The sequence below is a fragment of the Methylobacterium mesophilicum SR1.6/6 genome (assembly GCF_000364445.2).
GTDB classification, from domain to species: domain Bacteria; phylum Pseudomonadota; class Alphaproteobacteria; order Rhizobiales; family Beijerinckiaceae; genus Methylobacterium; species Methylobacterium mesophilicum_A.
The window spans coordinates 6,384,462-6,398,753 of the sequence record NZ_CP043538.1 but is presented as its reverse complement, the minus strand read 5'-3'; the positions used below and the strand labels follow the sequence as shown (position 1 = coordinate 6,398,753).

The 14,292-nt window shown below is 70.6% G+C and carries 14 protein-coding genes and 1 pseudogene; 5 read left to right on the top strand and 10 right to left on the bottom strand.

Going from position 1 to position 14,292, the window contains the following annotated elements:
* Nucleotides 1-2: 2 nt before the first annotated feature.
* Complete coding sequence (locus tag MMSR116_RS30535) at nt 3-176, bottom strand: DUF2256 domain-containing protein (RefSeq protein ID WP_191991854.1); 174 nt, start codon at nt 174-176, stop codon at nt 3-5.
* Between the two features lie 24 nt (nt 177-200).
* A complete protein-coding gene (locus tag MMSR116_RS30530; RefSeq protein WP_158169256.1) occupies nt 201-1,370 on the bottom strand; it encodes an OpgC family protein in 1,170 nt (389 codons plus the stop codon).
* Nucleotides 1,371-1,620: 250 nt separating this feature from the next.
* On the opposite strand from MMSR116_RS30530, the gene MMSR116_RS30525 reads away from it, so the two are divergent.
* Nucleotides 1,621-2,568: an NAD-dependent epimerase/dehydratase family protein gene (locus MMSR116_RS30525; protein WP_158169254.1), complete on the top strand. Its 948-nt coding sequence runs from the start codon at nt 1,621-1,623 to the stop codon at nt 2,566-2,568.
* 42 nt (nt 2,569-2,610) lie between these two features.
* Here MMSR116_RS30525 and ettA read toward each other — a convergent pair whose 3' ends face one another.
* From ettA to MMSR116_RS30505, 4 genes are all read right to left on the bottom strand, one after another.
* On the bottom strand, nt 2,611-4,263 hold the full coding sequence (ettA, locus tag MMSR116_RS30520) for an energy-dependent translational throttle protein EttA (protein WP_158169252.1): 1,653 nt from the start codon (nt 4,261-4,263) through the stop codon (nt 2,611-2,613).
* Between the two features lie 185 nt (nt 4,264-4,448).
* Nucleotides 4,449-4,754 carry a hypothetical protein gene (locus MMSR116_RS30515; RefSeq protein ID WP_158169249.1) on the bottom strand — a complete coding sequence of 102 codons (306 nt, stop codon included), beginning with the start codon at nt 4,752-4,754 and terminating at the stop codon, nt 4,449-4,451.
* Between the two features lie 8 nt (nt 4,755-4,762).
* Complete coding sequence (locus MMSR116_RS30510) at nt 4,763-5,629, bottom strand: DNA/RNA non-specific endonuclease (protein ID WP_158169247.1); 867 nt, start codon at nt 5,627-5,629, stop codon at nt 4,763-4,765.
* Nucleotides 5,630-5,646: 17 nt separating this feature from the next.
* Nucleotides 5,647-5,901 (bottom strand): hypothetical protein, encoded by a 255-nt coding sequence (locus MMSR116_RS30505; protein WP_158169245.1) that lies wholly within the window; start codon nt 5,899-5,901, stop codon nt 5,647-5,649.
* Nucleotides 5,902-6,101: 200 nt separating this feature from the next.
* On the opposite strand from MMSR116_RS30505, the pseudogene MMSR116_RS32640 reads away from it, so the two are divergent.
* Nucleotides 6,102-6,272: pseudogene (locus MMSR116_RS32640) on the top strand (1-deoxy-D-xylulose-5-phosphate synthase N-terminal domain-containing protein); the annotation flags it as partial.
* Nucleotides 6,273-6,490: 218 nt separating this feature from the next.
* Here MMSR116_RS32640 and MMSR116_RS30495 read toward each other — a convergent pair.
* Nucleotides 6,491-7,012 carry a DUF2244 domain-containing protein gene (locus MMSR116_RS30495; RefSeq protein WP_010684693.1) on the bottom strand — a complete coding sequence of 174 codons (522 nt, stop codon included), beginning with the start codon at nt 7,010-7,012 and terminating at the stop codon, nt 6,491-6,493.
* A 20-nt stretch (nt 7,013-7,032) separates the two neighbouring features.
* Between MMSR116_RS30495 and nth the strand changes: the two genes are divergently transcribed.
* Nucleotides 7,033-7,824: an endonuclease III gene (gene nth / locus MMSR116_RS30490; RefSeq protein WP_010684692.1), complete on the top strand. Its 792-nt coding sequence runs from the start codon at nt 7,033-7,035 to the stop codon at nt 7,822-7,824.
* Between the two features lie 197 nt (nt 7,825-8,021).
* The gene (gene purC, locus MMSR116_RS30485; protein ID WP_010684691.1) at nt 8,022-8,816 is read left to right on the top strand and encodes a phosphoribosylaminoimidazolesuccinocarboxamide synthase; all 795 of its coding nucleotides are present in this window, start codon (nt 8,022-8,024) and stop codon (nt 8,814-8,816) included.
* A 5-nt stretch (nt 8,817-8,821) separates the two neighbouring features.
* Here the strand turns inward: purC and MMSR116_RS30480 are convergent, their stop codons facing one another.
* From MMSR116_RS30480 to MMSR116_RS30470, 3 genes are all read right to left on the bottom strand, one after another.
* The gene (locus tag MMSR116_RS30480) at nt 8,822-10,429 is read right to left on the bottom strand and encodes a glycosyltransferase (protein ID WP_010684690.1); all 1,608 of its coding nucleotides are present in this window, start codon (nt 10,427-10,429) and stop codon (nt 8,822-8,824) included.
* A complete protein-coding gene (locus tag MMSR116_RS30475; protein WP_010684689.1) occupies nt 10,426-12,303 on the bottom strand; it encodes a glycosyltransferase in 1,878 nt (625 codons plus the stop codon). The genes MMSR116_RS30480 and MMSR116_RS30475 overlap by 4 nt, the downstream gene beginning before the upstream one ends.
* An 845-nt stretch (nt 12,304-13,148) precedes the next feature.
* Nucleotides 13,149-13,694 carry an invasion associated locus B family protein gene (locus MMSR116_RS30470; protein WP_432419884.1) on the bottom strand — a complete coding sequence of 182 codons (546 nt, stop codon included), beginning with the start codon at nt 13,692-13,694 and terminating at the stop codon, nt 13,149-13,151.
* 186 nt (nt 13,695-13,880) lie between these two features.
* Here MMSR116_RS30470 and MMSR116_RS30465 point away from each other — a divergent pair, with 186 nt between their 5' ends.
* The gene (locus tag MMSR116_RS30465; RefSeq protein ID WP_039893476.1) at nt 13,881-14,255 is read left to right on the top strand and encodes a hypothetical protein; all 375 of its coding nucleotides are present in this window, start codon (nt 13,881-13,883) and stop codon (nt 14,253-14,255) included.
* Nucleotides 14,256-14,292: the final 37 nt, after the last annotated feature.

The window sequence follows — 14,292 nt, the reverse complement described above, 5'->3', positions numbered from 1 at the left end:
TCTCAGGCCTGTCCATCGCTGCGCCTGCGCGCCGTCCGGGCCTCGTCACGGCACCGGTCGGAACAGTAGCGCACCTCGTCCCACACGCGCTCCCACTTCTTGCGCCACGCGAAGGGGCGGCCGCACTGAGCGCAGATCTTCTCGGGAAGGTCGCCCTTGCGGCGCATGCGCGGCATCCGCCAAGTCCATCCTTTGACCGTTCAGGGACGGCCGGGCACCGGAGCCGCCGGCCGCTTGAGGCGGACATCCTGCCAATGGGCGAGCCCCAGCATTACCGCGAGCCCGCCAAGGTTGACCGCGATCTGCAGCGGCCATGTGGCGTCGAAGGTGCGGTAGAGGATGCGGCCGATGAGCGCCGCCAAGCAGCCGGCCGCGAAGATCTCAAGTGAGTGGCGGCCGCAGGCATCGACCAGCCGAAGCCAGGGGAGCCGGCAGAAGCGCGCCACGGCCGGCGCGCTGAACAGCAGGTAGGACAGGGCCAGGATGTCCAGAAGGCGCAGGGGCCCGACGTGGCTCTTGTCCGGGACGCCGATCGCGAGCGGCTTGAGATCGGGCAGCCCCCAATCGGACCACGAGCCGCCCTGAAGCAGCGCGAACGCCAGGTAGGCTGCGGCGATCGCTGCAGCCCAGCCCCGCCACGGCAGGAGCCCGTTCCCGGCGCGGACCGCCACCGCAAGGGCGGCGCCGATCACGAACAGGAATTGCCACGCGAACGGGTTGAAGTACCATCCGTCATCCACCGCCGCGGCGTTCGGCAGGTTCAACTGATGATCGAGGTTGGCAGTAAGCCACACGGTGCCCGACAGAGCCAGCACCCCCCAGATCCCGCGGCGGATCCCGAAATAGACCAGCGGGAACAGTGCCAGCAGCAGGATGTAGAGCGGCAGGATGTCGAGGTAGTTCGGCAGCGCATTGAGCGCGAGCCCGCGCAGAAGGCCCGGCAGCAATCCCATCTGGATCAGCGGCGCCACGCCGAAGCGTGGCGTCAGGCCGGTGAGATCCATCCAGATCCGGACGATGACCAGGGTGGCGAGCAGCAGGCCCGCCTGAAACAGGTAGATCCGCAGGCAGCGCCGCGCGATGCGGATGAGAGTCGTGCGGATGCCGGAGCGGTGGAACAGGCCGCCATAGGCGATCATCGACGAGTAGCCCGCCAGCAGCACGAAGATCTCGGCCGCGTCCGAAAAGCCGAAATTGTGCAGGGTGAACAGGGCCGGGACGTTGCGGGGGATGTGGTCGACGAAGATCGTCAGCAGCGCGAAGCCGCGCAGCACGTCGACCCGCGCGTCGCGGACCGGCTTGGTGGGGCGCGGCTCTGACGCGGGCCGGCCTGCGGCCGTGGGCCGTTCGAGTTCCTCGGTGGTCGCCACTCAGCCCATCACCGCGCTGTTCGCCAGCCGACACCTTCGGCGGCCGACCGCACTGCAACATAGCGCGATGCGCGGCACGTGCCGCAGGAGACTGCGCCGATCACGCGCCTTTGTTCAAGTGTCGACGGAATCCAGATCGCGCGCCCGGCGCGCCCGGCGCGCTCAGACCCTCGCATCGCAGCTGTGCCCGGTATAGACGCGACGGATCGAACCCGGCTTTCGCCGACCACGCCGGGCAGGGGCAGGGTTCATGCGCGTCCTCGTCACCGGAGCCGGAGACTATCTCGGCCGGCGCCTGCTCGAGGCGCTCCGGCACGGTCTTCCGACCGGCAGCCGCATCCTCGGCATCGACCGGCGCGCGCAGCCAGACCTCGACGGCGTGATCTTCCTCGACCTCGACCCGTTCGAGGCCGACAGGCTGGCGGAGGCGGTGACGGCCTTCGACCCGACCGTCGTCTTCCACCTGGCGGCCCTGGCCTCGGTGGCGCAGTCGAGCGAGACGCCATCCTACGCGTGGCGGGCGGACCTTCTCGGGACGCTCAACCTCGCCGAGGCGGTGGCCAGGACCCGCGCCACCCTGGTGTTCCTGAGTGCGACCGTCGTCTACGGCGAGGCCTTCCGGGACCGCGCGCGCCCCGACGAGGCCGTGACGCCGCGGCCCGATACCATCTCCGGTCGGACCAAGAACGCCTGCGAGTACATCCTGCGCGACGTGCTGGCCAATGCCGGCGTGAAGCACCTCGTGCTGCGGCCGTCGAACTATATCGGACCCCAGCAGAGCGAGACCTTCGTGGTCGCCTCCTTCGCCGGGCAGATCGCCCGTATCGAGCGCGGGCTGGCCCCGCCCGTCCTGGAGGTGGGCGATCTTTCCGCCGGGCGCGACTTCCTCGACGTGGCCGACCTCACCGCGGCCTGCCTGCGGGTGATCGAGCGGATCGACGACCTGCCCGACGGCGGCATCTACAATGTCGGGTCGGGCGTGGTGACACCGGTCGCAGAGATCCTCGACGCCCTGCGGACGCTGACGGGCACGGCCTTCACGGTCCGGGTCGCCGCCGACCGGGTTCGGTCGGCCGGCGTGCGTAGCGAGGGCTGCGACCCGGGCGCCTTCTCTGCCGCCACCGGGTGGACGCCGGCGATCCCGCTCGCGCAGAGCCTGTCGGCGATCCTCGCGGAGGCGCGGGGACGCCTGGGCTGAATCGAACCCGGGAGGACGCGATCGACCTCCCGGCCGCGGCGATCAGCGCGAGAACCGCTTGTACTTGATCTTTTTCGGCATGATCGAATCCGCTCCGAGCCGGCGCACCTTGTCGGCCTCGTAGTCGGAGAAGTTGCCCTCGAACCACTCGACGTGGCTGTCGCCCTCGAAGGCGAGGATGTGGGTGGCGATGCGGTTCAGGAACCAGCGATCGTGGCTGATGATGACCGCGCAGCCGGCGTAATCCTCCAGCGCGTCCTCGAGGGCGCGCAGAGTCTCCATGTCGAGGTCGTTGGTCGGCTCATCGAGGAGCAGCACGTTGGCGCCGCCCTTCAGGGTGCGGGCGAGGTGCACGCGGTTGCGCTCGCCGCCCGAGAGGGTGCCGACCTTCTTCTGCTGGTCAGGCCCCTTGAACGCGAAGGCCGCGCAATAGGCGCGCGAATTGATCTCGCGCTTGTTGAAATAGATGATGTCGTTGCCGCCCGAGACCTCCTGCCAGACCGTGGCGTTCGGATCGAGGGCGTCGCGCGACTGGTCGACATAGCCGAGCTTGACCGTCTCGCCGATATCGATCTTGCCGCTATCGGGCTTCTCCTGGCCGGTGATCATCTTGAACAGGGTGGTCTTGCCGGCCCCGTTCGGGCCGATCACCCCGACGATGCCGCCCGGCGGCAGCTTGAACGAGAGGTCCTCGATCAGCAGCCGGTCGCCGAACGCCTTGCTGAGGTTCTCGAACTCGATGACGTTGTTGCCGAGCCGCTCGTCGATCGGGATGACGATCTGGGCCGCGGCATCGACCTTCTGCTGCTGCTTGGCGACCAGCTCCTCGTAGCGCGTGATGCGCGCCTTCGACTTCGACTGGCGGGCCTTCGGCGAGGCGGCGATCCACTCCTGCTCGCGGGCGATGGAGCGCTGCCGGGCCATGTCCTCGCGGCCCTCCTGCTCCAGGCGCTTCTGCTTCTGAACCAGCCAGGCCGAGTAGTTGCCCTCGTACGGGATGCCCTTGCCGCGGTCGAGCTCCAGGATCCAGCTCGTGACGTTGTCGAGGAAGTAGCGGTCGTGGGTCACGATCAGGATCGCGCCCGGATACTGGCGCAGGTGGCCTTCGAGCCAGTTCACCGTCTCGGCGTCGAGGTGGTTGGTCGGCTCGTCGAGCAGGAGCAACTCCGGCTCCCACAGGAGCAGGCGGCAGAGCGCGATGCGGCGGCGCTCGCCGCCCGAGAGCGTGGCGACCGGCTGCTCGTCGCTCGGGCAGCCCAGGGCCTCCATGGCCTGATCGACCTTCGAGTCGAGCTCCCAGAGGCCCAGGGACTCGATCCGGTCCTGGAGCTCGGTCATCTCGTCGGCGGTCTCCTCCGAGTAGTTCATGGCGAGTTCGTTGTAGCGGTCGAGCATGGCCTGCTTCTCGGCCACGCCCTCCATGACGTTCTCGCGCACCGACTTGTTCGGATCGAGCTGGGGTTCCTGCGGCAGGTAGCCGACGCGCGCGCCCTGCGCGACCCAGCCGTCGCCGGTGAAATCCTTGTCGATGCCTGCCATGATCTTGAGCAGGGTCGACTTGCCGGCGCCGTTGATGCCGAGCACGCCGATCTTGGCATCGGGGTAGAAGGACAGGTTGACGCTATCCAGGACCTTCTTGCCGCCGGTATAGGCCTTCGTCAGGCCCCGCATGTGGTAGATGAATTCGCGAGCCATCGCGGATCGTCCTCGGCGTGGTGTGCGGGATTGCGCGGTGCGTGCCAGCGGCACGGGGCAGGCGCGGGGCCCTGAGCCCTCGTCCTGTACGCGCTTTCCTCACGATATAGAATGACGCCGACCGAGTATCAGCCCCGCAGGGCAGCGGCAAGGCTGGCGGACGGTGGCGCAGGTGCCGCGGCCACTTACGCGAAGGGATTGGGAACCGAAGTCGGCGCGTCGTCGGCGGCCTCGGCCACCGTCTCGGGCAGGTCGCCGGCCTCCAGGACCGCCACGATGGCGTCGATCGTCTGCTTGAGCAGGCGTGCCTGAGCGAGGCCGGCCTTGTCCCGCATCAGGTCGAGGGACCCGTGCAGGGCGATCCGGTCGGTGCCGTTCTCGAAGGAGAGGGCGCCGATGGTGCGCGCGCCGGCCGCATCCGCGAAGGGCTCGAAGGAACCTCCTCCGCCTGTCCCGGCCGACGCCTTGCGCCGGCGTTTGTCCTCGGTCATGGGGCCTCTCAGAAGAGCGCATGCAGGAGGTCGCGGATGATCTTGCGCAGGGCGCGGCTTCCTTCCCGCTGCAGCCAGTCCTGCCACGACTGCTCCTGTCGCGGGCGGCGCTCGTCTCCGCGCGTGAAGGCGTGGGGTTCCGGCAGGTTCATCGCCGCGGTTCGTGCCGCGGCGGGGAGGGCGGGGAACACGTCGATCCCCGCTTCCCGGGTCAGGTCGTCGATCGAGACTGCGCGCCAGTCCTTCGTGTCGTCGTTCCGGGCGAGGTAGGCGCCGGCCTCGCCGCTCGCGGGGTCATAGAGCGCCTTGAACAATAGAGTCGGAACCAGAACGCCGCCCTTGATCTGCTGAACCGCGTCCCCGGAGAAAATCACGCCGGTCACCACGAAGATCGAGCCGCGCCGGCTCGCCAGGCGCCGCGTGCTCTCCTCGATGTCGGACCAGAGGCCGCGGTTCAGCACCCGGTTCTGGGGAACGATATTGGCGAGGCTGAAGGACTCGGCCTGGGCGCTCACCGTCGGCATGTCGCCGGCCGGTGCCAGATGACCGCGGTCGAAGCCGCTTCGGACGTAGTCCTCGAGCGAGGCGCGTCCATCGGCCGGCAGCCGCATCTCCTCGTGGAAAGAGTCATCCCGCGCCACCGTCCGGGCGGCCGCGACGCTCGCCCGCGTGAGGTGCTCGGCGGAGTAGAGCGGCGTGCGTGTCACCCCGGAATCGAGCACCGCGAAGGCCTCGAAGCACAGCGGGATGGTCCGCGCCGCGAGCTTGGCATTGATCAGGACCGGCAGCCGTCCGTCGGCGAAATGAGCCGGGCAGATCTCGTCCCCTCGGACCTGGGCGGCCCCGAGCACCACCAGCATGCAGGCTGCGGCCATGACCCTCCGGGCCTGCCTCACCAGCACACGCGCACCCGCCGCACGCCCTCCGGCGTCGGACGGTCCCGCCACGCGCAGGGCCGGCCGAGGCTGCCGGTGAAGGGCCGCGAATCGCGGTCGGGTCCGCCCGGCGAAACGCGCGCCGGGCAATCGCCCAGGAAGTTGCAGAGGAAGTCGAGGTTGCCGTCCGGCAACCGCGGGCCGGCATAGGCTTGGCTGTTTCCCGTAATCGCGAGCGCCAGCAGGATTGTGCACAGACGAGCCGGACTCAAAGGCGGACCTCTTGTGGCGGTAAGGGCACGAAAGCGAAAAAAACGCCGGCCCGACATTGATCGCGCGGCCGATCATCCGTAACTGGCACTATCATGACAGCGACGGCCGGGCGGCTTCTAGCATGAACGCGCGTCCCTGGGTGCCGTCGTTGCGACAGTCGTACCGCGTGACGGGGCTGTCGCCAGACTCGAACGAGCGGATGCGATCATTGGCCCTATCACCTGAGCAATCGGCGTTGCTGGATCGTATCCCGAACCCTGCTGCGTTGCGCGGTCTTCCGGAGTCGGAGCTGCAGGCGGTGGCGGACGCGGTGCGGGCCGAGATGATCGACGCGGTCTCGATCACCGGCGGCCATCTCGGCTCCGGGCTGGCCGCCCGGCAATCCCGCCGGCCAGCCCGCCCGCTTGTCAGAAGATGGCTCAGCGCCCGGTCCACTTCCGCGGCCGGCGCCGATGAGCCGGGGTATACGGACACTCAGATGGCCCGTCAACAGGGTTGCTGCGGTGCGAAGCATTTTTTCTGTCGCAGGGTCGCGACGGGCGTGTGACGCCTTGCCGTGACATTGCAGGGCCGTCCCGACGCGGCGTGTCAGTAGCCCTTCTTCACCTGCTTGAGCGCCTCGCCGAGACCGTGCGCCACCCGGGCCCGCTCTTCCGGCCCGGCATCCCGGGCCACGAGGGCCTGCTGACGGCGCGAGACCAAAGTCAGGCGCTGGAGGCCGTACTCGTCGTCCTCGACGGTCTCGAGCTTGGTCCAGAGGGGGTTGAACCGCCACTCGCGCCGCTCTCCCCGGTGGCTGACCCGGGCGAGGAGGATCTCGATCTGGGAAATCATCACCTCCTCGAAGGAGCGTCCGCGGCGGAAGCTGACCTTCAGCGCCGCGTAGATCGCCAGCATGTCGAGGCCGAAGAAGCCGGCCACCGGCCAGAAGCCCATGCGCCAGGCCCAGACCGAGACCGTGAGCGAGACCGCGCAGCAGCCGACCATGACCACGCGGAAGCCGCGTCGGCTCAGGGACTGGTGGGGACGGATGGTCGCCGCGAAGACCGGTCGGTCGATCGTGTCCGGATCGAGCCCGTACGGGTGGACGGAAGGATTGCCGCTCGCCATACGATCCATATAACGCGCGCATGCCCGCCAGAAAGCCACCGTCTGCCGTGACGGATCGCGCCAGCCGCCGCTCCGCGACGCCGTCGGCGGGGTCGTCGAAGGGGCCCGCCGCGGCCCGCCTCGGCGGCCCGATCCAGCCAGCCGTCACCGCACAGGTGGTGACAGCTCCCCAGGCGGTGGACACCGCGACCCTCGCGGAGATCTTCCGCCGATTCCAGGCAGCCGAGCCAGAGCCGAAGGGCGAACTGCACTATGTCAACCCGTTCACGCTCCTCGTCGCCGTGGTGCTCTCCGCCCAGGCCACCGACCGCGGCGTCAACCTCGCGACCGGCCCGCTCTTCGCGGTCGCCGACACGCCCGAGAGGATGCTGGCGCTCGGCGAGGAGCGGGTCCGCGACTTCGTGCGGACGATCGGCCTGTTCAACACCAAGGCGAAGAACGTCGTCGCGCTCTCGCGCATCCTCTTGGAGGAGCACGGCGGCGCGGTTCCGGCGAGCCTGGAGGCGCTTCAGGTGCTTCCCGGCGTCGGCGCCAAGACGGCGAGCGTCGTGCTGAACATCGCCTTCGGGGTGCCGCGGATCGCCGTCGACACCCATATCTTCCGGGTCTCGAACCGCATCCCGCTGTTCCTCGGCGCGACCACCGACAAGGTGCAGGCGGGCTTGGAGGCGATCGTGCCGGAAGCCTACCGCCTGCATGCCCATCACTGGCTGATTCTGCACGGCCGCTACACCTGCAAGGCGCGCAAGCCCGAATGCCCGCGCTGCCCCATCGCCGACCTCTGCCGATACCCGTCGAAGACGACGGCGTGAGGGAGTTCCGGGCACGTACGGGGCGCCGTCCGCAATCCCGCCCCGCGGGCTAACGCGTTGTGCTGGCAGCCCGGTTCGGCTAGTTTGGCGCCCGGTCGCCGGGGCCGTCGGGCAGAGGCCGTCCGGCTGCCCGACCTCGCGTCCGGTCGCCGCGCCGCGGATTCCTCCCCATCGTCGCGCATCAGGAGCCTCGGCCCATGGACTTCCTCAAACCACGGTACACGCCTATGAACCGCCGCCGTCGCATCTACGAGGGCAAGGCGAAGGTCCTCTACGAGGGGCCCGAGCCCGGCACGCTCATCCAGCACTTCAAGGATGACGCGACGGCCTTCAACGCGAAGAAGCACGAGGTCATCGACGGCAAGGGCGTGCTGAACAACCGGATCTCCGAGTTCGTTTTCCAGCACCTCAACGACATCGGCGTGCCGACACACTTCATCCGCCGGCTGAACATGCGCGAGCAGCTCATCCGCGAGGTCGAGATCATCCCGCTCGAGGTGGTGGTACGCAACGTTGCGGCCGGGTCGCTCGCCACACGGCTGGGTCTGGAGGAAGGCACCCAGCTGCCGCGCTCGATCATCGAGTTCTACTACAAGAACGATGCGCTCAACGACCCGATGGTCTCCGAGGAGCACATCACCGCCTTCGGCTGGGCGACGCCCCAGGAGATCGACGACATCATGGCGCTGGCGATCCGCGTCAACGACTTCCTGTCCGGCCTCTTCCTCGGCGTCGGGATCCGGCTCGTGGACTTCAAGATGGAGACCGGCCGCCTCTGGGAAGGCGACATGATGCGCATCGTCGTGGCCGACGAGATCTCCCCGGATTCGTGCCGGCTGTGGGACATCAAGTCGTCGGACAAGCTCGACAAGGACCGGTTCCGCAAGGACCTCGGCGGCCTGATCGAGGCCTACACGGAGGTCGCCAAGCGGCTCGGGATCATGTCGGAGAATGAGAAGGTCCAGGGCGGCGGCCCGCGCCTCGTCCAGTAGGCCGTTCAGGCGGGCGGGCGGCGCAGGGGCGCCGGCCCGGCCGCCGGGAAGCCGCGGCGCAGCCGCGCGTGGGTCGAGAGCTCCGGGTCGAAAGCCGGGTGATAATGGGGGTCCTGCACCAGCAGCGGCCCCCATCGTACTTTCAGCGCGGCGATCTCGCGCGCGTGCCGGGCACGGGCCTCCGGGGTCCAGCGGCGGCTCGCCGCCTCGCGGTGGTGCAGGACTGCCTCCGGAACCAGAAGCGTGCGGTAGCCGGTCGCGTTCAGGCGGAGACAGAGATCGACGTCGTTGAAGTCGACGGCGAAGACCGCCGCGTCGAAGCCGCCGACCGCCCGGAACTTCTCCGCCTCGACCGCGAGGCAGGCGGCCGTCACCGCCGAGACCGCGTGGGTGCCGCGCAGGGCGGCGAGGTAGCCGGCGGCATCGCCCGGGAAATGGCGGTGGCCGTGAGTGACGAAGCCGCCCGTACCGAGCACGATTCCGCCGTGCTGGATCCGACCCGCGCCGTCGAGGAGCTTGGCGCCCACGGCGCCGACCTCGGGGCGCAGCGCCTCGCGGGCCATGCGGGCCAGCCAGTCGGGACGGAACGCCTCGACGTCGTTGTTGACGAAGACCAGCAGCCGGCCCCGGGCCCGCGCGGCGGCGGCGTTGTTCATGGCGGCGAAGTTGAACGGCCCGGGACAGGGCACGACGTGCCCCCGCCCCTCCCCTTCCAGGGCGCGCAGGTAGGCGAGGGTTTCCGGCTCCCGGCTGTCGTTGTCGCAGACGAGGATCTCGAGGTTCGGCCAGTCGGTGCAGCGCCGGAGGCTGTCGAGGCAGGGGCGGAGCAGGTCGAGGCGGTCCCGGGTCGGGACGATCACGCTGGCGAGCGGTCGCGGATCGGGGAGCGGGCTCTCCGCCTGCAGGAGACCGCCCGCCGCGACGAGGCGTGTGTCGCGGCGGCCGGTCCGGTCGAGATGGGCGCGCACCACGCCATGGTGCTGCGCGCGCCGCCCATCCCCTGCGGGCGCCGCGGCTCGGTCCGCCCCAGATCCGCCGATCGCCAGGATCTCCGGCAGATGGCCGACGGCGCGCGGGCCGTACCGCTCGGCGATGCGGAAGGCGGCGTCGGCCGGGCTGACCGGATCGGCGCCCGCGTCGAGGGACGCGCGCCGACAGGCCAGGATGGGACCGAGATAGTCGAAGGCGACGAGGCGGTCGGCGTCGAAGACCGGCGGGAGCAGCGGCAGAACCGGGCCGCCCGGCCGCTCCCGGACCAGCGCATCGCCGTAGACGGCGTGGAGATCGGGATCGGCCGCGAAGGCCGCGGCGATCCGCTCCGGCGCGCCGGCCACGAGGGCGCCGTCGCCGATCAGGCGGATATCGCCGTCCGGTTCGCCCGTCGCCAGCGGGAAGCGGGCGAGACACCGCGCCGGCAGCGTGAGGCGGTGGTCGATCCCCACGAGGGCCGCGCACTTCTGGCGAGCCCGCAGCCGTTTGCCGGTCAGCCGCGCCCAGAGGATCGCCCCCGCCTCCCGGGGCTGTCCCACGACATGGCGCGCCGCCGCCACCAGCCCGGGCCAGGACCGCCGCGACGCGCCGAGATGCAGGTCCCGACCGGCATCCGGCCTCATTCCAGATCCTCGCCGAACGTCGTGAGCGACAGGGCGGGATGGTAGAAGGGGTCGTGGCGGATCGCGTCGCGCCAGCGCTCGGAGAACCGGGCTGCCTCCTGCTCGAAACGGGCGCGCTTCGCACCGACGGAGGGGCCGCGGCTGACGGATTCGAGATGCGCGAGCGTCGCGTCGGGGGTCCAGATCGTCTTCCAGCCGGCCGCGCCGAGCCGCAGGCAGAAATCCACGTCGTTGAAATCGACCGGAAAAGCTTCGGCATCGAAGCCGCCCACCGCCAGGTACTTCTCCCGCGACACGGCGAGGCAGGCGGCGGTCACCGCCGAGACCTCGTGCGCCACGCGCAGCCGCCCGAGATGGCCCGGCGTGTCGCCCGGGCGCCGCCGCAGGATGTGACCCGCCCGACCGCCAAGCCCGACCACGACGCCGGCGTGCTGCAGGGTTCCGTCGCCGTAGAGGAGCTTGGCGCCCACGGCTCCCACCTCCGGCCGGCACGCCTGCCGGACCATCCCCTCCAGCCAGCCGGGCTCCAGCACCGCCACGTCGTTGTTGAGCAGGACGACGATCGAGCCCGATGCCTCGGCCACACCGGCATTGACCATCGCGGCGAAGTTGAAGGGCTGTGGGTCGATGCGGATGCGCACCCGCGAGTCGCCGCGCAGCGTCTCGTAATGGGCGAGCACGCCGGGGTCCGTCGACCCGTTGTCGACGATGACCAGCTCGATCGGGGAATAGGCCGTCTCGTGCAGGACGCCGCGGCAGACGCGCGCGATCAGGTCGAGCCGGTCGCGCGAGGGGATCACGACGCTGACCGTCGGCGCCGGCTGCGGCAGGGGCCAGTCCAGCCGGACAGACCCTTGGCGCGGCACGGCGCGGACCGGAACACCGGCCTCCTCAAGCCGGCGGTTGAGCGCGTTCGCCCGCAGGCTTCCGTCGCGCGCATCATCGACGGTGCGGGCAAGGATGCGCGGCACGTGGGCAACCCGCGCGCGCGCCGCGGCGGCGGCGACCTCGACGGCGAGGATCGCCTCCGCGTGCGGACCGGGCGACCGCGGGCCCGACGCGGCGAGAAAGGCGCGCGTCACCAGCAGGGGCCGTCCCGCATAGCCCGTTGCCAGGGCGAGATCCGGGCTCCAATCCGGCTTCAGGCGCGGCCCTCCGTCCTGCCCGACGGCATCGCCGTAGGCGAGGTCCGCGCCCCGGATCGCGTGTGCCAGTTGCGCCAGGGCCTCGGGTTCCGGACGATCGCCGGCGCGGAGGAGGCAGAGGGCGTCGGCATCGGCGATCAGCGCATCCGGGGACGCGCGCTCATCCCAGGCCCGGTGAAGGGCCCGGGCGTCCGCAGCGTCCGGCGCGTCGCCGTCCCAACCGACCGAGATGGCCGTCGCGCGCTGCGTCTGCGCCGCGAGCGCGTCCAGCGTGGCGGTCAGCAGCGCCGCGTCGCCCGGTCCTGCGAGAACGAGGCAGCGGATCCGCAGCCCCGTCGGCGGGATCCGGGCCGGGCGGGCCCGCGCCGCGATCCAGGACGGGAACTGCGCCATCGGCGTCACCGCGCAGGCACCCCGCAGCGTGTCGCGGTAGCGTCGTTCCGAGCCGCGAACCCGCTCGTAAAGCGCGCCGACGAAGCGCCACGGACGTTTCACGAGGCATTGCGCGAGCACCGCGGCCTCGCGGCGAAGCCCCACCCGCTCCAGCGCGAAGTCGGGACCGGCACAGAGGCGGATCTCCCGCGCGTCGCGCGGGATGAGGCCGAGCCAGTGCCCGACGCCCTGGGACGCGCCCGGAAGGATGAAATCCTGAGGCGCAAGGTCGGAGCCGCGCAGGATGCGCAGGATCGGGCGCCGCGCGGTCGCCGAATCTCCGCCGTAGCTCAGCACGATCCAGCCGGCCGCGGCGTCCGGAAGGACGAGGCGTCGATCGAAGACCGGATCATCCGTCGGCTCCAGGCGGAAGCTGGCCGCGCGCCCGAGCCAGAGCCGGCCGCGACCGGCCGCCGTCAGGGCAATCGGTTCGCCGAGGCGCGCCGCGGCGTCACTGGGCAGCGTCGCCTCCGCCGGCGGGCGCCGCTGCCACCGCCGGCTTCCGCCGGCGCGGCTTCGCGGCGGGCTTCGCGCCCCCTTTCCGGCGCCGACGCCCACGGCGATATCGTAATCCGCCGTCATGGCGGCCGGGACGAGCAACTCGTCGGCGACGATGGTGGCGAAGCCCTGCGCCTCACCGGGCCCGACGACCACGCTGGCGCGCTCGACGCGGCTCGTCACCGTCTTGCCGTCATGCCGGATCTGGAACGTGACCGGGACATCGAACCGGCCGGGCGCTCCCGCCGGTCCCAGGAGGACGTTCACCTCGACGCCGGTCTTGACGGTAATCGACCCGTCCTGACGGCGGGTGCACTCCCGGGCGAGGCGGCCGAGGGAGAACTGCGTGCGCACGGTCTCGCCGGCGAGGGTGCGCGAGGCGGCCGCCCCCTCGGCGACCTCCACCGGCGGACAATAGGCCGGCTCCAGGCTCTCGGGCTGCGAGGGTGGCACCGTCGTGCCGCCGAACTTGAACAGGTTGGTGAAGACGTTGCCCTCCGCGGCGCGGGCCGGGACCGTCCCGAGGGCGGTGGCCAAGGCGAGGGCCGCACCGGATCGCATCAGGGCGCGCCACCGCGTCCGAGCAAACTCCAGTTGAGATCCTCCCCGACGTCCGACCATCGCGCGGCTCCCGAGCGGCATCGTCATTTCAGGCTGTCGAACCCAGCCGCGAAGCCCTTCATCGAGAGCGGGATGCCGACGCCCTCCTCGGGCGTCTGGAACACGATGAAGGTCGCCTGCGAGCCGTTCTTGAACTGTCGGATCAGGCCATCGTCCATCACCACCTCGGCCACGCATCCGGTAGTCAGGCAGCGGACAAACCCGGCGCGGCCGATGTCGGTCTGGTCGATCTTGAGACCGAGCCCCGAGGGCAGGAGCACGCCCAGCGGTGCCACCACGCGCAGCAGATAGCCGCGGTTGTCGGCGGTCTTCAGGACGATGACCACGAGCGTCAGGTTCGGGCGGTCCTCGGCGGCGAGGTACTGCACGAGGGCGCATTGCTCGGCCTTCGCGCCGGCCGGCGTCTCGCAGCGGAGCTGCCAGTCGTCGAAGGTCTTACGGACCATGCCCTGGGCCGCGGCCGGCCCCGCGGATGAGAGCGCCGACGCGACGAGAGCCACAAACACCGGCAGCGCGACGCGCCGGGCAGCGCGCCGGAAACGAACGAGCCTCGCGTGAAGCGGCACCACCGATCCCTTCGGAACGCTCCGGCCGCGGACCGGCGGGAGCCGTACAATCGGCGGTGTTCCGACCATGGCGGCCCCCAAGCTGTCAAGCGATCCGGGCGCGGTGTTGCCCATCGGCGCTATTCCTGGGCGCAATGCCGGCCTAGATAAGATTCGGTCAGTCCTCCAGAGCCGGATCCTGAAGTCGTGATGCGCCCGCTCGCCCTCTCGGCCGCCTGCTTGATGGCCACCCTCGCGCAGGCCGGGGCCCAGTCCCTGCCGGTCGGCGAGACCACCTATATCGAACGCTCGCTCAACCACACCGACACGCTGGTGATCGAGCATCCGCCGGTTGCGGCGAACCCGTACGGCCGCCGCAACGGACAGGCGGCCATCGCCGGCTACTGCCGGGACGGCGGCCTGGTCCGCCGGCGGGACGAGTTCGGCAACCCGGTGATCATCCGCCAGCGCGAGGTCTGCGACAGCGTCGCGCCGCGCACTCTGATGCCCGGTGAGGTCGATCCGCGGCCGGCTTGGCCCGCCGACGCCGTCGCACGCCAGCGGGTCCTGCGCGCCAAGGGCTGAGGGCCAAGGGCTGAGGGCCAAGGGCTGAGGGCCAGCG

Coding starts and splice junctions, on each gene's coding strand:
- MMSR116_RS30535 (WP_191991854.1), bottom strand. CDS start 176: ATGCCGCGCATGCGCCGCAAGGGCGACCTTCCCGAGAAGATCTGCGCT.
- MMSR116_RS30525 (WP_158169254.1), top strand. CDS start 1,621: ATGCGCGTCCTCGTCACCGGAGCCGGAGACTATCTCGGCCGGCGCCTG.
- ettA (WP_158169252.1), bottom strand. CDS start 4,263: ATGGCTCGCGAATTCATCTACCACATGCGGGGCCTGACGAAGGCCTAT.
- MMSR116_RS30515 (WP_158169249.1), bottom strand. CDS start 4,754: ATGACCGAGGACAAACGCCGGCGCAAGGCGTCGGCCGGGACAGGCGGA.
- MMSR116_RS30510 (WP_158169247.1), bottom strand. CDS start 5,629: ATGGCCGCAGCCTGCATGCTGGTGGTGCTCGGGGCCGCCCAGGTCCGA.
- MMSR116_RS30495 (WP_010684693.1), bottom strand. CDS start 7,012: ATGGCGAGCGGCAATCCTTCCGTCCACCCGTACGGGCTCGATCCGGAC.
- nth (WP_010684692.1), top strand. CDS start 7,033: ATGCCCGCCAGAAAGCCACCGTCTGCCGTGACGGATCGCGCCAGCCGC.
- purC (WP_010684691.1), top strand. CDS start 8,022: ATGGACTTCCTCAAACCACGGTACACGCCTATGAACCGCCGCCGTCGC.
- MMSR116_RS30480 (WP_010684690.1), bottom strand. CDS start 10,429: ATGAGGCCGGATGCCGGTCGGGACCTGCATCTCGGCGCGTCGCGGCGG.
- MMSR116_RS30465 (WP_039893476.1), top strand. CDS start 13,881: ATGCGCCCGCTCGCCCTCTCGGCCGCCTGCTTGATGGCCACCCTCGCG.